Source organism: Campylobacter sp. JMF_01 NE2 (assembly GCF_027737365.1).
In the GTDB taxonomy this organism is placed as follows: domain Bacteria; phylum Campylobacterota; class Campylobacteria; order Campylobacterales; family Campylobacteraceae; genus Campylobacter_B.
Genome location: NZ_JAOVTR010000001.1, coordinates 204,078 through 226,374, shown reverse-complemented (window position 1 = coordinate 226,374; position 22,297 = coordinate 204,078). Strand labels below are relative to the sequence as shown.

22 protein-coding genes and 1 tRNA gene are annotated in these 22,297 nt (G+C 39.8%); 13 read left to right on the top strand and 10 right to left on the bottom strand.

Annotated features, from left to right (window positions below; all coding sequences use genetic code 11):
* Positions 1 to 15: 15 nt before the first annotated feature.
* From OFO01_RS01215 to OFO01_RS01175, 9 genes are all read left to right on the top strand, one after another.
* Positions 16 to 960 carry a 4Fe-4S dicluster domain-containing protein gene (locus OFO01_RS01215; protein ID WP_270858359.1) on the top strand — a complete coding sequence of 315 codons (945 nt, stop codon included), beginning with the start codon at positions 16 to 18 and terminating at the stop codon, positions 958 to 960.
* Positions 953 to 2,830, top strand: coding sequence for a proton-conducting transporter transmembrane domain-containing protein (locus OFO01_RS01210; protein ID WP_270858358.1), 1,878 nt, complete (start codon positions 953 to 955; stop codon positions 2,828 to 2,830). Before OFO01_RS01215 ends, OFO01_RS01210 begins: the two co-directional genes overlap by 8 nt.
* Positions 2,827 to 3,708, top strand: a complete 882-nt coding sequence (locus OFO01_RS01205) for a respiratory chain complex I subunit 1 family protein (RefSeq protein ID WP_270858357.1) — start codon at positions 2,827 to 2,829, stop codon at positions 3,706 to 3,708. The genes OFO01_RS01210 and OFO01_RS01205 overlap by 4 nt, the downstream gene beginning before the upstream one ends.
* Before the next feature lies 1 nt (position 3,709).
* A complete protein-coding gene (gene hyfE, locus OFO01_RS01200) occupies positions 3,710 to 4,345 on the top strand; it encodes a hydrogenase 4 membrane subunit (RefSeq protein WP_270858356.1) in 636 nt (211 codons plus the stop codon).
* A gap of 2 nt (positions 4,346 to 4,347) precedes the next feature.
* On the top strand, positions 4,348 to 5,769 hold the full coding sequence (locus OFO01_RS01195) for a proton-conducting transporter transmembrane domain-containing protein (protein ID WP_270858355.1): 1,422 nt from the start codon (positions 4,348 to 4,350) through the stop codon (positions 5,767 to 5,769).
* Positions 5,766 to 7,469: a hydrogenase large subunit gene (locus OFO01_RS01190; protein WP_270858354.1), complete on the top strand. Its 1,704-nt coding sequence runs from the start codon at positions 5,766 to 5,768 to the stop codon at positions 7,467 to 7,469. Before OFO01_RS01195 ends, OFO01_RS01190 begins: the two co-directional genes overlap by 4 nt.
* Positions 7,470 to 8,003, top strand: a complete 534-nt coding sequence (locus tag OFO01_RS01185) for a 4Fe-4S dicluster domain-containing protein (RefSeq protein ID WP_270858353.1) — start codon at positions 7,470 to 7,472, stop codon at positions 8,001 to 8,003. It begins immediately after the preceding gene.
* Positions 8,003 to 8,773: an NADH-quinone oxidoreductase subunit B family protein gene (locus OFO01_RS01180; protein ID WP_270858352.1), complete on the top strand. Its 771-nt coding sequence runs from the start codon at positions 8,003 to 8,005 to the stop codon at positions 8,771 to 8,773. Before OFO01_RS01185 ends, OFO01_RS01180 begins: the two co-directional genes overlap by 1 nt.
* A 172-nt stretch (positions 8,774 to 8,945) precedes the next feature.
* Positions 8,946 to 9,773, top strand: coding sequence for a transporter substrate-binding domain-containing protein (locus OFO01_RS01175; protein WP_270858351.1), 828 nt, complete (start codon positions 8,946 to 8,948; stop codon positions 9,771 to 9,773).
* Between the two features lie 80 nt (positions 9,774 to 9,853).
* Here the strand turns inward: OFO01_RS01175 and yedE are convergent, their stop codons facing one another.
* Complete coding sequence (gene yedE / locus OFO01_RS01170) at positions 9,854 to 10,915, bottom strand: YedE family putative selenium transporter (RefSeq protein ID WP_270858350.1); 1,062 nt, start codon at positions 10,913 to 10,915, stop codon at positions 9,854 to 9,856.
* Positions 10,916 to 11,057: 142 nt separating this feature from the next.
* Positions 11,058 to 11,450 (bottom strand): helix-turn-helix domain-containing protein, encoded by a 393-nt coding sequence (locus tag OFO01_RS01165; RefSeq protein ID WP_270858349.1) that lies wholly within the window; start codon positions 11,448 to 11,450, stop codon positions 11,058 to 11,060.
* A gap of 144 nt (positions 11,451 to 11,594) precedes the next feature.
* Between OFO01_RS01165 and OFO01_RS01160 the strand changes: the two genes are divergently transcribed.
* From OFO01_RS01160 to OFO01_RS01145, 4 genes are all read left to right on the top strand, one after another.
* The gene (locus OFO01_RS01160) at positions 11,595 to 11,951 is read left to right on the top strand and encodes a hypothetical protein (RefSeq protein ID WP_270858348.1); all 357 of its coding nucleotides are present in this window, start codon (positions 11,595 to 11,597) and stop codon (positions 11,949 to 11,951) included.
* A 2-nt stretch (positions 11,952 to 11,953) separates the two neighbouring features.
* A complete protein-coding gene (locus OFO01_RS01155) occupies positions 11,954 to 13,129 on the top strand; it encodes a hypothetical protein (protein ID WP_270858347.1) in 1,176 nt (391 codons plus the stop codon).
* A 12-nt stretch (positions 13,130 to 13,141) separates the two neighbouring features.
* Positions 13,142 to 13,768, top strand: coding sequence for a hypothetical protein (locus tag OFO01_RS01150; RefSeq protein ID WP_270858346.1), 627 nt, complete (start codon positions 13,142 to 13,144; stop codon positions 13,766 to 13,768).
* A 117-nt stretch (positions 13,769 to 13,885) separates the two neighbouring features.
* Positions 13,886 to 14,458 carry a YqiA/YcfP family alpha/beta fold hydrolase gene (locus OFO01_RS01145; protein ID WP_270858345.1) on the top strand — a complete coding sequence of 191 codons (573 nt, stop codon included), beginning with the start codon at positions 13,886 to 13,888 and terminating at the stop codon, positions 14,456 to 14,458.
* A gap of 117 nt (positions 14,459 to 14,575) precedes the next feature.
* On the opposite strand, the gene upp is transcribed toward OFO01_RS01145, so the two are convergent.
* From upp to OFO01_RS01105, 8 genes are all read right to left on the bottom strand, one after another.
* Positions 14,576 to 15,205, bottom strand: coding sequence for a uracil phosphoribosyltransferase (gene upp, locus OFO01_RS01140; RefSeq protein WP_270858742.1), 630 nt, complete (start codon positions 15,203 to 15,205; stop codon positions 14,576 to 14,578).
* Positions 15,206 to 15,281: 76 nt separating this feature from the next.
* Positions 15,282 to 15,373: transfer RNA gene (locus OFO01_RS01135), tRNA-Ser, on the bottom strand.
* Between the two features lie 844 nt (positions 15,374 to 16,217).
* On the bottom strand, positions 16,218 to 17,474 hold the full coding sequence (gene larA / locus OFO01_RS01130) for a nickel-dependent lactate racemase (protein ID WP_270858344.1): 1,257 nt from the start codon (positions 17,472 to 17,474) through the stop codon (positions 16,218 to 16,220).
* Positions 17,475 to 17,567: 93 nt separating this feature from the next.
* Positions 17,568 to 18,821: a ComEC/Rec2 family competence protein gene (locus OFO01_RS01125; protein ID WP_270858343.1), complete on the bottom strand. Its 1,254-nt coding sequence runs from the start codon at positions 18,819 to 18,821 to the stop codon at positions 17,568 to 17,570.
* Positions 18,822 to 18,862: 41 nt separating this feature from the next.
* Entirely contained in the window at positions 18,863 to 20,293 is a 1,431-nt protein-coding gene (gene glnA, locus OFO01_RS01120) for a type I glutamate--ammonia ligase (RefSeq protein WP_270858342.1), read from the bottom strand.
* Positions 20,294 to 20,487: 194 nt separating this feature from the next.
* Positions 20,488 to 21,093: a hypothetical protein gene (locus OFO01_RS01115; RefSeq protein WP_270858341.1), complete on the bottom strand. Its 606-nt coding sequence runs from the start codon at positions 21,091 to 21,093 to the stop codon at positions 20,488 to 20,490.
* A 95-nt stretch (positions 21,094 to 21,188) separates the two neighbouring features.
* Entirely contained in the window at positions 21,189 to 21,347 is a 159-nt protein-coding gene (locus OFO01_RS01110) for a hypothetical protein (RefSeq protein WP_270858340.1), read from the bottom strand.
* Between the two features lie 12 nt (positions 21,348 to 21,359).
* Positions 21,360 to 22,190 (bottom strand): hypothetical protein, encoded by an 831-nt coding sequence (locus tag OFO01_RS01105; RefSeq protein ID WP_270858339.1) that lies wholly within the window; start codon positions 22,188 to 22,190, stop codon positions 21,360 to 21,362.
* Between the last annotated feature and the right edge of the window lie 107 nt (positions 22,191 to 22,297).

Genomic DNA, 22,297 nt, shown 5'->3' with positions numbered 1-22,297 from the left:
TGAAAAGGCTGTCGTGTGAGTAAAATTCATCAAATTGTAATCACAAATCCGGAGCTTTGCATAGGTTGCAAGGCGTGCGAGAAGGCTTGTGTTAAAGAATCTATAAAACGCGGCAAACTAGGAATTACACGCATTAGAGTATTCAAAGTAGAAAAAACTTCTGCTACAAACCAATGTCGCCAATGCGACGATGCTCCATGCGCCGTAGTTTGCCCAAGCGGTGCTTTGCAAAATTTAACAGATTTTGTCCATCTCAATGAGCATTTATGCGTCGGCTGTGGGCTTTGCACTGTAGCCTGTCCGTATGGCGCCGTCTCATTAGATAGCACTGGTGTTTTTGGAGTCGAAAAAGACGCGAACTATCTTAGCCAACCGGGATTTCCAAGTCTCGCTGTCAAATGCGATATTTGTGATGGTAGGCAAGAGGGCTCGGCCTGTGTCGAAGCCTGTCCAAAAGGTGCGATTATAATGCTAGATTCAAATTCGGAGCATAAAATCGGAAAAAAACTCAAAAATACGGAAAATATGCAAAATTTCATCAAGGCTATCAGCGATAGAGATGTTGATCTAAGCGAGTTCGTGGCTCCACCTGCGCCAAAACCTGCGCCAGAAGCGAGCGTGGCTGAAAAACCAGCTGAAAAAGTGGCTGAAAAAGTGGCTCCTGACACGACTTCTGCACCACAGAGTGCGCCAGCCCAAAAACCGGCTGAAAAACCAGCCCCACAAACAGCTCCTGCCCTAACTCCTGCGTCAGCTGAGAAAGTAGTCCAAAAACCAGCTCCTCAAACGGTCGAAGCAAAAACCGAGCCAAAAGCGGAAGTCAAAGCCGAGCCAAAAGTAGAAGCTAAGCCTAGTGATGAGATAAAACCGCAAAAAGTAGCCTCTAAACCGAAAAAAGAGAGCAAAGGGGCAAAAAATCCGAATTTGAAATCTAACGATAATAAGGATGACAATGCTTGAATTTATTTTTATTTCATACTTATTAATAGGCGTTATCAGCTTAGCTCTTTATAATTCGCAAAAGACTGCTTTGTATTTTGGATTTATTTCAAATGCCGCTATTTCGGTAGTGGGCGCGCTGTATTTCCTATCGCAACTGCATGGAAGTAGCGAATTTGTGCTTAGGGGATTTTTGTTTGAACCAAGCTTTTTGCTAACGCCTTTGGGTGCGTTTTTTAGTTTTATAGTATGTTTTATAGGCGCGATGAGTGCGATTTATTCGCTTGGATATTTGCAAAATTTCAAGCTGAATTTCGCTGTAAAATCTGCGCTTTTTAGCTTTTTTATGCTAAGCATGCTAATGGTTATTAGTAGTAATGATGTCTTTGGATTCGTGGTTTTATGGGAGTTAATGACGCTAGTTTCTGCGCTAATGCTCAAATTCAACGACACTCCAAGCTCAAATTTCACAGTTATGCTATATCTTGGCGTGGCGCAAGTGGGTGCGTTTTGTATCGTTATAGCGTTTTTGATTATGGCGCATAGTGCTGGAAGTTTGCATTTTAGCGACTGGAATTTCAATGCTTCATCTTTATTTATTTGCATTTTGCTTTTTATCGGATTTGGCACGAAGGCTGGTCTTGCACCGTTTCATGTGTGGAGCCCGCTAGCATATCCTCTTGCAAATTCAAATGTCTCAGCGTTATTTAGTTCTGCGATGAGTAAGGTCGCAATTTTTGGTTTGATTAAATTTATGTTAATTGCCAAAATCCCTGCCTCTTTTGCCTTAGCTATGATGATTTTGGGCGCATTTGGTGCTGTTTGGGGTATCATTTTTGCTGCGCTTCAAAACGAGTATAAAAAACTAATCGCATATAGTTCTGTTGAAAATATGGGAATTATCTTGCTAGCACTTGGTGCTGGACTTTATGGCTTGGCGACTAATAATAATATATTAGCTGCGTTTGGTTTGGCTGGTGCGATTTTGCATAGCTTAAATCACAGCGTGTTCAAGGCTGTTTTGTTCTTTGCTGCTGGAAATATCTACAATGCAAGCAAAAAGCTAAAAATCAACTCTTTGGGCGGTTTGGCCAAATTTATGCCAATCACTGCGTTTTGTTCGCTAATAGCTGTGTTAAGCATAGTCGCAATTCCGCTATTTAACGGCTTTGCGAGCGAGTGGTTGATATATAAAGCGCTTTTATCAAAAACAGATCCTGGAATTTCAAGATTAGTTTTTGCGCTTTCAACTATCGGTTTGACGCTAGCTGGCGTGCTTTGTGCGTTTGCCTTCGTTAAATTTTATGGATTAATATTTAGTGGCAAAGCCAAAGGCGAGTATAGAGAGGCTTCGATTTTCTCGCTCGTGCCTATGGTGATTTTGGCGCTTTTCTGTGTGATTTTGGCTCTTTCATCGCCTATGTTTGTGAGTAAAATTTGGTCATTTATGCCAGTATCAGATAGCGGAGCGACGCTATCGTTTTCATTGCTTTGGCTATGTTTGATTGCTATGTTAATTTTGCCATTTGTGATTTTGCTAGTTTTCAAATCGCCTTTTGATAAACCAAAACTAAGCGATCCGTGGGCGAACGGATTTAAATTCAGCAACGATTTCTTGCCAAATTCAAACACAGCCGTGGGTGATTTAAGGCGAGTTTTGGCTAAATTTATGTGCATAAAAATGCGCAAAAAAGGTGCGTCTTACAGCATTGTCGTAAAAGATGTTTTTATGGAATATATCTATAAACCAATAATTGATATAAATATGAAAATAGCCGATAAAATCGCCATTATGCAAAACGGCAAGAGTGCTACTTATGCATTTTATATGGTGCTTTATCTTGGCGTTATGGGCGTGGGAATATTTTACTTTTTTGGAGGCAAACTATGATATTACAACTACTTTTAGCTCTTGCCTTGATGCCACTATTTGACGGTATTTGTCGAAGTTTGCGCGCAAAAATCCAGTCTCGCCAAGGACCTCCGATTTGGCAAACTTATTATGATTTGTTAAAACTTTTGCGCAGAAAGCGAACGGCTCCAAATTCAGCCCATTTTGTCTTTAAATGGACGCCATATCTGCTCGTGGCAATCGGAGCGTTTTTGGTAATGCTAACGGCCGCTAGGTGTGAGAGCATTTCAGATTTGATTGTTATCGTGTATCTGCTGGTCGCATTTAGAGTTATTTTAAATTTAGCAGCATTTGATAGCCTAAACCCATTTGCGGCAATCGGCGCAAACAGAGAAAATATGCTTGCTCTTTATGCTGAGCCTATTATGATTTGCGGTGTAATCGTGGTTTGTGCGATGTTTGGCGATACAAATTTGGTCAAAATTCACCAAGCTGTGATAAATGGCGAAATCGGCGCAAAAGCATCGTTTATAGTCGCTGGGATTGTGTTTTTGTGGGCTGTTTATATTGAAATGTCAAGAAAGCCTTTTGATATAGCAGAAGCAGAACAAGAGGTCCAAGAAGGCGTCGTGGCTGAATTTAGCGGTAGAGATTTGGCACTCATCGACATTGGCGCTATGTTAAAACAATTTGCTGTAATTTGCCTATTTGTTAAAATTTTTATCCCTTTTGGGTTTAATAATTTACTACTAGATTGCATTTTTACGATAATTTTGGTCGAATTAGCCACAACGCTTGCCGTGCTAATCGATAACTTCGGTCCTAGGTATGCAATGCTTTCGACTTTGAAATTAAACGCTTCGTGGATGCTAGGACTTGGCATTTTAAGCGTGATTTTGTTTGCTGCGGGGGTTTGATATGGAAGTGTTTGCAATACTTTTGATGATGATTTCTTTGGCGGTATTTTCGTTTAGGGATTATAAAATTTCAATTTCTCTTTATGCGTTAAATACCCTTTGTTTGGTGACGCTATTTTTTATCATGGCGGCCAAATTTGGAGCTGGCGAGCTGTATTCGTGGGCGATAATCGCGGTCATTACCAAGGTGATTTTGGTGCCTGCGATACTTTTCTTTACCCTTATTAGAATCGATGAAAAGCACGAAAACGACCCATACACTGGCTTTTTCTTATCGCCTGTGATAGCTTTTGCTTTTTCGATTGGGCTAGCTTATCTTTTGACGCCAATCTTTATGAAATTTGCAATTATCCAAAATGAATTTGTCATTTGCGCTGCGATTTTTACATTTTGGATTGGGGTTTGCGGATTTATTTTAAGAAGGTCGTTTTTAAAACAAATTTTGGCTTATTGTTTGATAGAAAACGCGGTTCATCTAAATTTAGCCACAAACGCTTGTAATGCTAGTTCGCTAGTCGAGCTTGGAATTTTAAGCGACGCTGTGTTTGGAATCGCGATTATGGCTATTTTGGCGGTTAGATACAAAGAGGTCTTTGGTAGCCAAAATACGAATTTAGCCAGCGAGTTAAAGGGTTGAGTATGATAATATGTTTATTGCTTATTTTGCCGTTAATATTTGCGGCGTTGATTTATTTCGTGCCTGATAACAAGATAAAAGTCGCGAATTTGGTCTTTGCGCTAATTATTTGTGCGGTTATTTTTAAAGCTATTTCGCTTATAGGATATTCGCCGCTTTTCGCACTAAATAAAATGCTGTTTTTAGATAGCTTGGGTGGAATTTATCTGACAATCATCGGCATTACAGGGACTTTGGTAACGCTATATTTTCCTACTTATCTTGGTTGGAGAGATGAAAGTCCTAAAAAAATCAAAAAAATGCTAATTTTAGCCTATATCACGACATTTGCTATGATACTATCTGCTGTGGCAAATGATATTGCTATTATGTGGGCAGCTGTCGAAGCAACAACGCTAAGTAGCGTTTTTATGGTTGTTTATAATAAGAAAAAACAAATCGTAGAAGCCGGTTATAAATATGTAATGATCTGCTCTCTTGGTCTAGCGTTTGCTATGTTGGCTACTATTTTGCTTTATTCAAGCGGCGGGATTTTATTTACGGATTTGATTGATAAAAAAATCGATCCGCTTACGATGAAAGTTATTTTTATCCTAGCTCTTGTGGGATTTGGCACAAAAGCAGGTCTTGTTCCAACTCATACTTGGCTTCCTGATGCTCACGCACAAGGTCCATCTCCGACTTCTGCTGTGCTTAGCGGTATAGTGCTAAAAGTCGCAATGCTAGCTCTCATTAGATACTATTTTATCGCTGCAAATTCAGTCGGCATGGAATTTGTAATGGATACTATGCTAGTAAGTGGCGTGATTACACTTTATGTGGCTGGGTATTTCTTGGTAACTCAACACGATGTAAAACGCATGCTTGCTTATCACAGCGTAGTTCATATGGGCGTTATCGCATTTGCTTTGGGAGTTGGCGGGAAAATCGGCGTAGCAGCAGCACTTTTCCATTGCCTAGCTCACAGCCTTACAAAAGCCCTAGCTTTCCTTACCACGGGAAATACTTGGAGAATTTACCAAACAAACAATATGCACAAAATGGGCGGTCTAGCCTACACCGCGCCGCTTACTTGCGTGTTTTTTGGAATTTCGATTTGCTCACTTGTTGGAGTTCCAGCTTTTGCGATATTTGTAAGCGAATTTATGACTTTTACACAAGCAATTTTGACAGAGCGATATGTCGTAGCGATTATTTTTGCGATTGCATTAGCAGTTATTTTCATAGCGGACTTTTCACACTTTTTCCTAGCTTCATTTGGCAAAAACCAAAGCGAGTTAAAATACGATAAAGAGATGAGTTTGTTTGAAAATTTACCGCTTATATTTTTGGGCTTTTTTGTTATCGCTTTTGGACTTTGGAAGTTTGAGTTTTTCTGGAATTTGCTTGATTTGAGCGTGAATTTAATAAAGGATTTAAGATGATAGGTGATTTATACATTAGTCAAATCGAAAGCGAATTTAACATACTTGAAACCACTAGACAAACCGATAAACAAATAACGATTTTGGTCGATAGAAACGACCTGCCTGCTGTGGTAAATAAGCTATATTATGGTATCGGCGGTTGGTTAGTGACGATGGTAGCAAACGATGAAAGGCCTATAAATAAACATTTTGCGCTTTATTATGTGCTTTCTATGGAGGGTTCTAAATTTAGCCAAGATGATGAATTAGAAGAGAAATGCTTTATAACCGTTAAAACTTTAATTCCGGCTGATGATCCTGTTTATCCGTCAGTTACGCCACTCGTTAAGGCTGCTGTTTGGTATGAAAGAGAAGCTTTTGATCTCTTTGGGCTTAGAGCGGAAGGGTTAATCGATCCAAGAAGACTTGCTATGAGTGATGATTGGCCACTAGATTTATATCCGCTTAGAAAAGATGAGATGAATTATAAATTCCGTCCAGATCCATTAAGCGTAGAGCCTGATTATGAATTTAAAAAGCCAACTGGCGTAAATACCCAAGCTATCCCGCTTGGACCACTTCATATCACGGCTGATGAGCCGGGGCATTTTAGGCTTTATTGCGACGGCGATACGATTGTAGATGCGGATTATAGGCTGTATTATGAGCACAGAGGCATGGAAAAACTAGCCGAAAATCGTATGAACTACACTCAAATGGCGTTTTTAGCCGAGAGAGTTTGTGGAATTTGCGGTTTTGCGCACTCTATCGCTATGGCAAGAGCCGCAGAAAACGCTATGGGGTTAGAAATTCCTGAGCGCGCGCAAGCGCTTCGTATAATGAGTGCAGAAGTTGAAAGACTTCACTCGAACTTGCTAAATATCGGTTTAGCGTGTGAAGTTACAGGAAACTACACCGCATTTATGCATGTTTTTAGAATTCGTGAATATACGCTTGATTTAGCTCAAATCATTACAGGCGGTCGTAAAACTTACGGAACTGTTGCTGTTGGCGGTATGAGAAGAGATATTAGAGCAAAAGAGATAAAACAAATGCTTCATTTGCTTGTTAAAATCGAACAAGAATTTGATGAAATTTGGGATGTTATCATAAATGATGAAAGACAAATGTCTCGCTGGAAGGGAATCGGTGTTTTAGATCCGCAGGTAGGTAGGGATTACGGCTCAGTAGGACCTACTATAAGAGCTAGCGGGTTTAAAAGAGATGTTCGTTATGATCACCCTGATGATTTTACGAAAAAACTTAAATTTAATATCAATACCGAAACTAGTTGCGATGTTTATGGTAGAGTAAAAGTTCGTTATCATGATACGATAGATGCTATTAGCATAATTAGACAATGTATTGACTTGATGCCGGGCGGCGATATTATCGTAAGTAGTGATTATCGTATAACGCCAAATAGCTATGCAATCGGCTGTATCGAAGCACCACGCGGCGAAGATATACACTGGATAATGCAAAGCGGAAGCCAAAAGGTTTATAGATGGCGCGTTAAGGCTCCTACATTTAGCAACTGGCCAGCCCTAGCTCATCAGCTTCGTGGTTACACTGTTGCCGATGCCGCGCTTATCGTATGTAGCCTAGATCCGTGCTATTCATGCACCGAAAGGCTAACCGTGGTTGATATAAAAAGCGGAAAAAGCAAAATTTTAGCCGGAAAAGAGCTTAAAGCGATTTGCCAAAAAGGAAATTAGATGAAAATTTTTGATTTAGTGAAAAAAAAGGGAGTTGTTACAAAGCCTTATCCGTTAGCGCCGTATGAAATGACCGAAAATTTCAGAGGCCGCCCAGAATACACCTATGCTTTGTGCATTGGTTGCGCGTCTTGTGGCGTGGCTTGCCCACCAAACGCAATCAGCGTCAAAATCGAAGATGAAAAGTCAGTAGTGTGGCGATACGATACTGGCAGGTGCATTTTTTGTGGTCGTTGCGAAGAGGTATGCCCTACAAAGGCTATCAAACTTAGCTCTAAATTTGAACTAGGCGTGAATTTCAATCGAGCTGATTTGCATGTGTGTGGCACTATGGAGGCGCATAACTGCTCACAGTGTGGCAAGGCCTTTACTTCGAAGCGTTTTGTCCAAACCGCGCTTAGTAGAATCACGGCTTCAAATATGAGCGATGATCGCAAAAAGCTAGCCAGAGAATATACGCAAATTTGCCCTGCTTGCAAACGCGAAAACACAGCAGCGAAAATGCGAGAAAATGATTATCAAAGGATTGTGTGATGAGCGGCGATGATAAATTAAAATTTTTAAAACAAATTAGGCGAAGTTTCAGCGTTTTTCGTGTCGATTGCGGTAGCTGTAATGGTTGCGAAATCGAGATTTTCGCCACTCTTGCTCCACAATGGGATCCAGAGAGATTTGGCTTCAAGCTCGTCGCAAACCCGCGCCACGCCGATATTTTGCTCGTAACTGGACCTGTTACTAGGCAGATGTATTATCCGCTTTTGCGCGCGTATGAGGCAATCCCTGAGCCAAAAATCGTCGTAGCCTTGGGTGCGTGCGGTTCAAGTGGCGGAATCTTCCATGATAGTTACGCCGTGTGGGGCGGTGCGCAAAGCGTAATTCCAGTCGATGTCTTTATCCCTGGCTGTCCTCCGCACCCAGCTGGCATTTTATACGGGCTAGCTAGCGCGCTTGGGCTAGTAGATCAAAAGCTAAAAGAGCAGAAATTTGAAAAAAGTGAGAATTTTATTTTCACAGATAAACCTTCGTTAGTAGGCGATATGGCTTTCGAAAAATCAGCTTACCAAAAGGCAAGATTTTTGATGAGCTATGTCCATGCTGACGAGCTTTATGACAAATTTATGGACGCGCTTCGCACAAGCGGTGAGCCTAAAAACCCTGCTAGCGTCAAAACAGCTGTTTTAAACGCGATTAGCGCAGAAGAGGATCCGAGATTTAAAGAGTGCTTGGGAATTATCTACAACGATGTGTATGGCAAGTATTTTGGCGCAGAAAAAATCGATCCAAAATCTCTTGCTTGGGCGTAAATTTTAAATTTACGCCCCTTTTTTAAATTTTTTAAAAATTCTTATTTAAATTTTTATAATATCAATAAGTTTTATATTTTATATAATTTTAGTGTAATTTTAGTTTTAAATTTTAAAATGCTTTAATGAACACGGGTTATAATCGCACTTTATTTCGTTAAAAGGGGAAATCATGAAAAAACTTCTTTGTTCATTGGCGGGCGTAGCTTGCTTGGGTGCTGGCGTAGCCAGCGCAAACACGCTAGATCAAATCAAATCTAGCAAGGTTTTAAGAATCGGTGTGAGCGAGCACATGGCACCATTTAGCGTGTTGCAAAGCGATGGCTCATTTGTTGGCTTTGAGATTGACTTCGCAAAAGAGATCGCAAAGGCTATTTTAGGCGATGAGGGCAGGATAGAGTTCGTAGGCGTGCCTCAAAAAGAGCGCTTAGACTATGTCAAAGACAACAAGGTCGATTTGCTAATCGCAGCTTACACTAGAAACGAAAAACGCGCCCAAGTGGCTGATTTTTCGGTACCGTATTTTTCTATCAATCTCTCAACCGTTTCGAAAAGATCAGCCGGTATCAAATCAATCGAGGATTTAGAGGGCAAAAGAATAGCCGTCATCGGTGAGAGCAACTCAGATGTCTGGGTGCGCAAAAACCCTAATATAACCCCAGTGCCATGCCAAAACAACAAAGACTGCTACGACAAGGTCAATCGTGGCGAGGCTGACGCGTATATGCACAATATCGTCTCAGTCGCCTCTGTGCCGGTGCTAGATCTAAATTTCGAAGTATCAATCCCAAAAATCGGCGAGACATTTTTCGACTGCGTCGTGACCCAAAAGGGCAACAGAGATATGCTACAATTGGTCGATCAAAAGATTTTCGAGCTCTCGCAAGCAGGGTATTTTGATAAAAAATACGATGAGACAATCGGGCCATTTTATAACGGCAATGTCCCTAAACACTACTTTTTGTTAGATGATTTATACAGCCAATTTTTAACTATGTAATCACCGCGAAATTCGCATTGATTAAAATTTTAACTTCTTAAAAATTTGGCGCGAGTGTTAGGTCGCGCCAAATTTCAAATTTAGGCTTTTTGCCTACTAAAAATCCCAAAATACGCACAAAACGCAAAGCCAAGCGCCACCGCATACGGCGCAAATTCTGTAATTCCCTTAGCCGAGCTAGCTAGCGAGAAATTATGCGCGATAGCCCCGCCACACGCCATGCCAGCGATGAAAATCGCAGAGTTTAGGTTTCCGCTTCCAGCCTGGACTAGGTGTTTGCCAGGACAGCCTTCGCACAGAGAAAAGCACAGCCCCGCCAATGCCATGCCGGCGAAATTCCAGATAAATTCGTTATGCGCGATTGGTTGAGCTTCGAAGCCGAATTTATACTGCCCAAACGCCAAATTTGCGATTGAGGCACTCGCGATCACTGCTACTATACCCCAAAACATAGAAAAATCGCCGTTAAAAGTGCGTGAAAGTGCGCCAACGGAGCAAAATTTGCTTCTTTGCATAGCCGCGCCGATGATGATGGCTACGATTAGGGAGATAAAAATCGGCGCATGTTGCGAACCAGGGCCCGTTGTAGAGCTAAAAATCGCGCCATTTTCGCCAAATTTCACCCCGCTAATGAGTGCTAACAAAAGCAAAATTCCAATGATAAGTGGCATTGCGCCAAGCGGTTTTGAAAGCTCGTTTTCGCGCTCCGTTTCGTATCCACTAGCCTTAAAAAACCTGCCACAAGCCACCCCAGCAAATAGCCCCACCACGCCAGCGATTGCGCTCATATCGCCACCGCCTAGGCGCAAAAACGCTCTCCACGGACAGCCCAAAAACACTAAACAGCCAATCATCGCAAAAATCCCTAAGATAAATCTCGTAAATGGCGATGAGGCCGAGAGTGTGCGATACTCGCCGCTAATTAGCGAGGCGATAAAACCGCCGATGATAAGGCCGATGATTTCTGGGCGTATGTATTGCACCACGGCCGCTCTGTGAAAGCCGAGCGCACCAGCTGTATCGCGCAAGAAACACGCGGCGCAAACGCCCATATTCGCGGGGTTACCATAATGCACGAGCGCGGCTCCGCCAAGGCCAAGAAGGGTACCTGAAATGATAAAAAGTATGGTTGATTTTGGCATTAAATTGCCTTTTGGATAAGTTAAGCAGACCTGCTTTTTTCGGGGCGAATTGTAGCGAAATTTGATTAGAGTTGATTGAAAAAATTTGATTAGTTTGGGATAGAAATTTGGTTTTAAATTTAGGGGTTTTGCGGGGTTTGAGTTATTGCATTAAATTTTGGGTTTGGGCTTTGCTTTCGCGTAAAAGTAGCTTTATGTGTTTGAGCAAAATCGGCGAAGCATAAGGCAAAAGCTCACTAAATTCGGGGTCGAGCGTGGCGTAGGTTTTGGCTAAATGGTTGTAAAATCTCGCCTTGTCGTTTTCGTTGCAGATGAAAAGTTCCTGTTCGAAGATGCCTAACGCCTGAGCGATGAACGGGATTAGCTCGACTTTTAGCTCTCGGTTGCCGTTGAGGTAGTTGTAAAGTGCGGGTTCGCTTGGGATTTCGCCTGTGGAGTTTAGGTGTGGTTCGAGCGATAGAATACGCCTGACAAGCTCTTTTTTGCTGATATTTTTTTCTTTTGCGATTTCGGCGATTTTTTCGTAAATTTCCATTTTCGTCCTAAATATTCAAAATGAATAACTTCTTTGAATTTTAAATATTTTTTTATTCGTATTGAATATTTATAGACTTCGAATTGAATAAATTTATGGAAAATTGGGTAGAATTAGGGGAAATTTTTAAAAAAAGGAGAAATTATGAAAAAATTATTTCAATTTTCTATCTTAGTTGTTGCTGTAATGTTATTTAACGGCTGTGCAGAATTAAATCAAGCATTAGAAGAGAGCGTATCGGAACCTGATTGCAGAAGCGAAGGAATAAATGCTTGTGCTATGCTTTGCGAACAAAATGTAAGTGAAAATTTCTGCCTTTATACATCGTGTATGTATTTACAAGCTGGAAATGAGGCGAAAGCTCGTGAATACCGCACTAAAATTTGTGATTTTTCAAGCGTAGCTGATAAATATGGCGGTAAAATCAGTTGTATTTTAAACCAAAATGAACAATTTAAAAACACAATTCCTGATTGCAATAAATATTTGGATAAGGAATAAAAATGAGATTTTTGTCAGTTTTGTTTTGTGTATTTTCTATTTTATTGAGTGCAGATGTTTCAGCCATAAAATCAGATATTTTTTTGGGCAAAAATATCCAAAACGGATTAAACGAGTTGATTTTGTTATGCGAAAACGGGCAGGCTAGTGCGTGTGGGGCTGTCGGCGAGATAGCTGCAAGTCAAGGGGATAAAAAATTTGCTACTTCGTATTTAAGGAAATCTTGCGAACTCGGCGGAAATTGTTTATGTTATGAAAATTTTATGGCAGGAAATTCGGTAGAAGATTGTGAAAAAGAGCCAGAACAAGATATTGAAGAGGCAGAAGCTATCAAAAATGAGCTGAACGAACTAATGTTGTTATGCAAAGGGGGCATTGCTAGTGCGTGCGGAGCTTTGGGCGAGATAGCTGCAAAGCAAGGAGATACAAAATTTGCCACTCAATATCTAAAAAAATCTTGCGAACTTGGTGGAAATTGTTCGTGTTATGAAAATTTGATTGCAGGAAATTTGGTAGAAGATTGTACAAAAGAACCAACAAAAAATATTGAAGAGACAGTAATTGTCGAACAAGAGCAAACTATACAAGAACAAATTGCCCAACAACCACAAACCAAAGCAAATTCTCAATCTGCACAGGTAGCACAAGAAAAAATAGAATATACACAAACAAATGCAGAAAAAGAGCCACCAAGCATAATGGAAGGAATTAAAGCCATATTTTATGTTACAATTTTTTATATCATTTATAAAAAAATTTTGCGTCCGATATTTTCTTTTTTTGGCAGAATAAATTCTTCATTTAGCAGTGCTTCGCAAGATGATGACATATATGATGAACGAAAAATGGAAAAAATGCATAAAAAACAAATGAAAGAAATAGAGCGAAAAAATAAAGAAATGCAAGAAAAAAATCAAAGAGAAATGGAACGGAAAAATAAAGAAATGGAGGAAAAAAATCAAAGAGAGCTTATCGGTTCGGCTGTGCAAGACGGAAATTATGTGTATGTCTATAATCTAAAAGGAAGTATGTTATTTTCTAGGTTAGGAGAGCTCGTTGGCTATACTAGCACAACGGTTTCTGTTCTAGATAAAAATAGCGATGGCAAATATGGCACGGTATATGTGTATAACAATAAAGGAAGCACAATAAGCTCTAAACCATGGCGTAAAAATTAAAGGAGATAAAAAATGAATAATGATATAACGATAAAAAATTCAACCGAATTACTAGACGAACTTTGGAATACTATAAAATCGAGTGGGCTTTATGCCTACTCGAAAAATGATATTTATGATTATCTGATTTATCTGATAAACAAATATGACGAAAATCACTTTTTTGATAAAAATTCAAATGCTGAAAATGAGCGACTTTTGAAAATAAGTTCAACTAAAATAAAAAATACGAAGAAAAATATATCGCTTAAATTTATGAACGATAAAGAGTTTGATAATGTGTTTTTGGAGTATTTGGATAACCTAAACGCCGATAGGCTAAAAGATGGTAGTAATGGGAACATTAAACTTATAATTGAAAATCCCGTAATCAGAGATATTTTAGAAAATAAATTAAAAATGAGTGTCGGAAATACTTTTGAATATCATATAAATAGAGAAACTGTGGATATTAAGGCTGATGATTTTGCAAAAATGCTAGAAAAAGAATTGATAAATTTAAAAAAAGATAAAAGCGAAATTTCAAAGAAAATACAAAATAAAATCGAGCGAATATGTATAAGAGAGCTACTAGAAGATTATAAAGGCTCTCCGAAAGACATGGCTATAAAACTTATTCAAAGATTATTAAAGGGTTAAATTTAAGATATTTTGTTACAATCTAATAAATCATTTCAACTTTTTATCTTCAAAAAATCAAGTAAATAAATTTGTGTTATTTTAAAAAAGAAAATTTTATCCGCAAGGAATTAAAAAATGATAAAAAATATTAAAAAACTAAAAGCAAAACGAAAAATTAAATTAGGCATAGCGTGTGCGCCAGAAAACGATAACACAAAATATTTTTACATACACGGATATAATTCGACAGGCGCACAAACCGCGCAAAATATCGAAAAACTAGGGATTGAGGTTGAAGTTTTGGGCTGGGATAGCAGGGCGGATTTCAAAACAAACTATCAAAATTTATTAGCGCAACTTCCAGAAAAAGACGATTTTAAAATAATCGCTTCATCGCTTGGGTGCTATTATGCCAGAGCACTTGCTGAGAAAAAATACAGCGAATTGGTCCTTTTTAATCCGTGTTTTGACCCGCAAAACTACGATTTCATCACAGAACGAGCGACTTACAATTATAAATTTAACCCGTCAATTACGATTGCAATGAGTATTTTTGTATCCCAAAGCGACGAAGTTTTGGTAAATAATGTCCAAAAGGTCAGAGAATTATTCGGCGGTCGTTGTTATATCGAAGTAACGAACGAACGCCACCGAGTAACAGATTTTTCGAAATACAAAGATGCAATTTTGAAAGATAGTTGGTTATAAGTATAAAATTTTGGCGATTATTCAAAAATAATATAAATATAAAGCTTTCCTTGAAAATTTAAGGAAAGCTTGAAGAGATTTGGTAGTTAAAATTTACGATTTCTTCTAAAAATTTAATTACTTCATCGTATTAAACACCCTATCGCCAGCGTCTCCTAGACCTGGGACGATGTAGCCGTTTTCGTTTAGCTTCTCGTCGATCGCGGCGGTATATACAGGCACATCTGGGTAGATTTCGCTGAATTTTTTCAGTCCCTCAGGTGCTGCGATGATAGAGATAAATTTGATCTTTTTCACGCCTTTTTCTTTTAAGAATTTCACCGCGTCAATCGCCGTGCCACCGGTGGCAAACATCGGATCTATGATGATTGCGGTGCGCTCTTTGTAGTCAGTCGGGAGTTTTGCGTAGAAAAACTCAGCCTGCAAACTCTCTTCATTTCGCTGAAAGCCCAAAAACCCGACGCTCGCATCTGGAATTAGCTTAAAGACAGCATCTAGCATACCAAGCGCAGCGCGTAAAATAGGGCATATCATAATCTTTTCGTCTAATCTTTTTGCTGTCATTTTCGCCACAGGCGTCGTAATCGGCGCGTCTTTTAGGCGCAAATCATTGCTTGCTTCAAAAAGCATTAGATAGCTAATCTCGTCGATTAGCATACGAAACTGAAACGGATCTGTCTTTTTATCTCGCAGGATTGAGAGTTTGTGCTCGATTAGGGGGTGTGAGATTTGTTTGATATTTTTCATGATTTCACCTTTCATAAAATTTGCCTATTATACAGAAAATTGGTAATGAAAGGGTAGATTTTGGGATTTTGATTGGTGGCGGACAGGGAGGGATTCGAACCCTCGAGCCCCGGTTAGAAGCTGCACCCTTAGCAGGGGTGTGGTTTCGGCCAGCTCACCCACCTGTCCAAGTAATAAGAAATCGCATTATATCGAATAAAACTAATATAACGCTTAAAATTTCGCTAAATTTTGAAATTTTGGTTGTTTTGTGGCAGGGCTGGGGAATACTGCGCCGAGAATTCGGGCGTGCGTATAATGCGCTATTGAGCGTAAATTTTGTTTGATTTGTCATTGCGAGCGAGTGCAACGAGCGAAGCAATCTAGCACGGCGAAGCCGTAACGAAAAATAAAACCAGCTAAATTTTAAAAAGCAACGCTTTTTAAAATTTAGCCACTTCTAAGGTTTTACAGGGGTGGGGGTTGGTAAGGGGGAGGGTAGCGTCTCCTAAAAAGCGCGCCCTCCCCCTTACAGAGAATTTTAAAATTTTGCTTAAAATTTAAAAAATCGTTCAATGCTAAATTTAGGTTGAATTTTAAATTTAAATTTCCCTGGATTGCTTCGAAAACTTCGTTTTCTCGCAATGACACGGAATTTGCGTTTTGGTGATTTTAGCTCGTAGATTGCCACGAATTTTTGCTTCGCAAAAATTCTCGCAATGACAAATTAAGGGTGTGGGAATTTCTTGTTTTTGCAAAAGCTCGCAATGACAGCAAATTCGGCGCAAGGAATTTTAAAGTCGTAGATTGACTTCGCCTACGGCTCGTCCAAAACAAGCGAAGCGCTTTTTGCGAAGCAAAAATGTTTCTGTGAAATGCCCCTTCACTTCGCTTGGGTCGCTACGCTCATTTTGCTTCGGCGACAAGTCGCCTCGCAATGACAAATTTTGACAAATTTGACAAATTTGATAAATTTTAGAGATTAAATTTTAAAAAAGCAAAAATCAGGGGGCGCGAAGCCCCCGAGCAGAAATTATTTTTTTACGATTACGGAAATTCCGTTTGGAATCACAGTTAGACTCTTTTTGCCTAGCGCATGCGCCATTTCTAGGGCTTCTTCAAGGCTAGCGGCATATTTCATTTTCATATCTTCGACCATGGTTTTAATCTCAGGGCGTGTTACCATGATGACTGTGTGTTTGATCAAAACACGCGCGAGAATTTGGCTCTCCCATTGATCTGGGATTGTTTTTTCTTGTGGGGTTGCCATACATTGATCGTAAAAAGCCTGCGCGCTTTCGCAATCTTTAAGCGAGCGATAAAATCCCTCGCCACCGTGTCCATCGGCGCAGTATGAGCACTCGATGATGACGCCACCAGGGTTGCAGGTAGCCTCAGCTGCGGTCATTGATTTGACGCATTGGTAGAGATTTTGATCAAGTGGCGCGCCGCCGTTTGATGTGATGACGATGTCTGCCATTTTTGGCTCGACTTTTGCGTAACTTAGCAAAAAGTCGCAACCCGCTCTGTGCGCTGTAACATAATTTCCCGCAAATGCTGCGACTGTTTTTTTATCCTCGTCGATTACGACATTTACGATGTAGGCGAGTTTGGCAAATTTCGCCGCTGCTAGCATATCTGTGTGCAATGGATTGCCATCTAGCACACCAGTGCGGGCAAATTCGCTATCTATGAATTTTGAGCAGTGATTTCCTAGCACGGTTACTTTGTCGCAAACACCAGGCAAAACGCTCTTTCTGCCGCCACTAAATCCAGCGAAAAAGTGCGGTTCGATGAAGCCCTCTGATACCAAAAGCTCGGTTTCTACGGCGACTTTATCGATGACGCAAGGCGCACCCGATGGCAAAATGCCGATTTGTGTGTTTGAATCAGGATCGAAGCAATCATGCACCACGATTTTTGAGCTTTCATAAATTTCATCGCCTAGTTTGGCGCGAAGCTCGGCCTCTGTGGTAGGGCGGTGAAATCCAGTAGAGACTAAAAGCGTGATTTCGATATCAGGATTTCCCTCTTTTAGCTCGGCAAACATATTTGGCAAAATATCCTTGCTTGGCACTGGGCGGGTGTGGTCTGAGATGATGATGACGCAGTTTTTCTTGCCTTTGGCAAGCTCGCACAATCGCGGGCTATCAATCGGGTTCGCCATAGCTTTTTTTACGATTTCTAGGCCGCTACCCTCGGCTTTAAGCTCGTCGATTTTAGAGCGCAAAACATTTGCGTCCCCCTCGTCAAAGTCGATAAAGGTGTTGCCGTAAGGAATCTTTAACATAATTTACCCCTTAAAATGAAATGAAAATTTAACTTTTTATTATACAGCGATGGGGTGTATATTTTGCTTAAATTTCAAAATAAATTTTAAAATTTAAGTTATGAAAAATATCGGCAAAATTCCTAAAATAGGGCATATCAAGGCACATGTTTTAGAGCGAATAGCGCCAAGAGCGCATAAATTTGTAAGCACAAAAAGTGGAAGTGGAATTTGCGCTTTAAAGCTTGGAAGCGTGAAATTTAAAAAACTAATCAAAGCCTCATCAAAAACCCCGCCCAATCCGCACAGGTGCAAAACCACGCTAAGAGGGTAAAAAATCACAAAAATATATCCGATGATAATCACGCTAAGTTGCTGAAATGAAGCCAGCGGAAAGAAAAAATACACCGCGATATTCATCGCAAACCAGACATAAAGATTAAAAAGCGCTAAATTTGCGAGAGTGCCAAATTTGCCCCAAAAATGGTGCGAATACAAAAAAATATAAAGCACGCCAAGGGAGGAAAAATAAAACCCCACGCTAAAAGCTAAATGCGGAAAAACGGCTAGTAAAAGGGCAATGCTAAGGAAGAGATTGGCGAAATTTAAAAGCTCGAAATTGCGCCACAAAAGGAAAAATCCCACTACGCACATCGCCAGCGAACGCAAAAAACTAGGCGTGAAATCCAGCACAAAAAGATAGCCAATCATCAGCAAAATCGCCGTAACGCTGAGGTCAAATTTGAGATTTCGCCATGGGAAAAATCGCCTCTGCAAAATGCGATAAATCGGCGCAAAGATTAGGAAAAACGACGAAAAAATAATGCCTAAATGAAATCCGCTAATTGAGACAATATGCGCGATCCCCCAGTGCGTGATGTTTTGGCGTAAATCATAAGGCATAGGCGTGGCGAAATACAGCGCGCTGTAAAGATCGGCTATGAGGGGGTTTGCGTGCTGAGAACGAATAAAATTTATGGCTTTGGTTTTGGGCGAGTTTTCGTAAAATGGGGCTGAAATTTTAAAATTTGGCGCATAAAATCTAGCCTTCACAAAATCCAAAAAACTCAAATTTTGCGTGATGATACCCACACTCACGCGCGCGAATCGTGGGAATTCGCGCCCGGTTTTGGTCGTGGTATAAATCGTAAAATTCCCTGATTTTAGTTTTAGCACGGTGTATGTGCGGCCTTTGGCGTTTGTTTTGTCGTAAGAATTTAAAATTTGGCTTTGTAAAAATATGCGAGAATTTGCCTTAAATTCGCAAAATTTGTGGTATTTAAACGCCAAATTTAGCGCAAAAATCAAAATGATAAAAAGCGAAAATAGGCAAAATTCTTTTTTGTTATAAAAGAGTTTGAGTTTCAAAATTTTGAAATTTGGGCGAAATCACTTTCGCCCACGCGCCCCTAGCACGAAAAATTCATCTTAAACTCATACGGAGTAGGGCGTGCTTCGTATGGCCAAACTTGGGTTTTAAATTTCATGTGTTGATAGGCTTGGATAAAATCGTCGCTCATAATATCTTTGAGATACGCTCTATCGCGGATCAGCGCTTCTAGCGAGCCACGAAGCGTGTGCGGGAACTGCTCGATACCGCGCTCGCGAATCTCATCAAGGGTTAGTTTAAATAAATTTTCGTCCATTGGCCCTGCTGGCTCGATTTTGTTTTTCACGCCATCAAGTCCTGCCATTAGCATTGCAGCGAAGGCTAAATATGGATTTGAAGTGCTATCTGGGAAGCGAAATTCAGCCCGCACGCTCTTTTCGCCTGCGCCATAAGGAATTCGCACAGAGGCTGAGCGGTTTTGGCTAGAATATGTCAAAATCGACGGAGCCTCAAAGCCCGGAATTAGGCGTTTGTAGCTGTTTGTGCTGGCGTTTGTAAAGGCTGCGACGCTTCTTGCGTGAGCTAGCACGCCACCGATATACCATCTAGCGAAATCGCTTAAATTCGCGTAATTTCCCTCGCCATAAAATAGGTTTTTGCCGTCTTTCCAGACTGATTGATGCACATGCATGCCATTTCCGTTGTCGCCATAAAGCGGTTTTGGCATGAAAGTCGCGGTTTTGCCGTTTAGTTGAGCTACCATTTTGATGACATATTTTAGTTTTTGGACATTGTCAGCCATTTCGACTAGATTGCCAAATTTCACGCCGATTTCGTTTTGGCCTTGGGCTACTTCGTGGTGTCCTAGCATGACATCTAAGCCCACTTGCTCCAAAACCTGCATCATCTCAGCCCTTAAATCAGTGGCTGTATCGATTGGCTGAGTCATCAAATATCCGCCTTTTTTGCGTGGGCGGTGGCCGCTATTGTATCCTGATGAGAAGTTCGTATCGTCGTTCCACTCGCCCTCTTCGGTGTCTATCTCATACATAGCGCAGTTTGTGCTATCGACGATTTTGACATTATCAAAGATAAAAAATTCATTTTCAGCCCCGAAATACGCCTCATCGCCAAGCCCGCTATCTTTTAGGTATTTCATAGCCTTTTTTGCGATTGAGCGAGGGCATTTTTCGTAAAGTTCGCCCTTGTAAATATCGAAAATATCGCTAAAAACCACAGCCGTAGGGTCTGCGGTAAATGGATCTAAAAATGCAGTTTCGACATCTGGCATCATTAGCATATCGCTTTTATCGATTGGTTGCCAGCCGTCCATCGAGCTAGCGTCCATTGGGATACCATTTTTGAACTGATCTGGTTCGACGATTTTGATATTGTAGCTGATAGAGTGCCAAAATCCCTTCATATCCGTAAAGCGGAAATCGACAAATTTAACTTCGTTTTCTTCGCAAAATTTGAAAAATTCATCGACATTATTCACAAATTTTCCCATTTCTTCTCCTTAAAAATTCTAAATTTTGTAATTTTACCCTTTTGTTACTTAAAATACGAAGCGAAATATTTTTGTGCGAGTTAAATTTTGAAATTTGCGCAGTTTTGAAAATTTGGTGCTAAATTTAGTGATAAATTTAAAAAACCCCGCGAAATTCGCAGGGTTAGGGGAGTATGAAATTATTTTAGGAAGGCTTATTTTTTATCTTTTTTAAGCTCTTTTTGCGCTTCTCTTTTTTCCTTGCGCTCTTTTAAATTTTTAGCCAAATTTGACTTTTGCTCGCTGCTTAGCACGCCAAGCAAAGCCTCTATGACACCAGCCTCGGCGGTGATTTGCTCGGTAAATTTTTTGCTATTATTTTCGATAAATTTGGCTTTGTCAAAATTAGCGATATCTTCTAGCAAATTCTCGCGTGGCTCTGATTTTTTGGCGATTCGCGCTTCGTTTGCTTCAAACATTATTCTGCGCACCTTCGCCCATTGCTCATCGCTTAGATCAAGGCGTGGAAGCTCGCGCATAATCGCACCTGTGTAGCGGTCGTTGTGCCCCATTTTGTGGAATTTTTTCATACCTTGGCCAAATTTCGCCCCCTTTGCCTCGCAGTTTTTCATATCGCCAGCGCATGGCATTGCGCTATCGTGGAAACCACCCTTAAATCCGCCCATTTTTGGCATTAAATTTGGAGCGCATTTATGCTGGGCGTTTGCGCATGGAAGCGGAGTTTGAGCACCTTGCGGATCTTGTGCGAAAGCCCCAGTTGCCAAAACAGCGCACGCTAATGATAGAACTAACTTTTTCATTTTTTCTCCTTTGCTTTAAAGTTGGCGTGATTATACGCGCACAAACTAACCCCAAAACCCACGCTTTGCTAACCAAAGCTAACTTTGACAAAAATTTACGCTAAATTTGATACCAAACCGCTAATATCTAAACACCACCGGTTATTTTTAAACGATTTAATTATCTCATCACTCAATCCAAGAGAGTTTAATAATCTCTCCTCTGCCTTGTTTAGCTCACTAGTAGCCTTGTTAATTCTGCTAGAATTACTCATTTTTTTGTCTCCTTATTGGAAAAATTTTTGAAATTGTTGTTCGCTTAAATTTTTGTTTATATCTATATGAAATATAGCCATAATGTAGTCTCTCACTTGTTTATAATCATTTTCGTTGAAGCAAAATAAATGTATAGAATAAAGCCCTGCATTATCAAATTCCCTAGAATCATACCAATGTATCTCTTGTGCATATTCGATATTTAACTGAAATTTTAGGAATATTTGCCAAAAATTTTTAAGGCTTTTATTTGATTTTTTATAAATTCCCATAAAAACTAAAATTTCTAAAAATTCAGCTACTAACAATATGAATATTAAAAGTAATATGCCAATAAAAGCCGTTTCAAAAGTTCCTTTTATAAAATTCGCTATCAAAAATATAGCCAAAATCATCTTGCCAAAAGTTGTTGTAAATATCGTGTTTAAAAACCAAACAGCCCTTACAACTATTCCGTTGTGGCGTAAATCTTCGGTGCTAATTTCTTTAAATTTTTCATCGCAATACGCAACTTTTGAAGCGTAGTAAGTAATATATTTTTTCTTTGATTTAATGATATTAAAATAATCAATTATTACAAATCCTATCGCTAAACAAGTAAAATTAATTAGCGTTTGACTTATTTGATTTATATCTAAAATTCCACTTTCAAAATCATCTAAAAAGCTAATACAAAACAAAGAAGCACTAATCCAAAATATCAAAATTCCTAAATGATGAAATCCAATCGGAAAACCAGAATAATCACGCAAAATCAACGGCTCTTTATCATAATCTCTTTGGTTTCTATTTGAATTAGTATTTAAATTTTTATCAAATTTCTTTTTATTCCAATTTTTCAAATTCAGTCCTTTTTATAAAATTCCTTTGCAAATTTAAATTTAGGTCATATTATTTATCATCGATACGAAATGATTTAAATTTGCGATTTTGTTACTTTTACATTAGC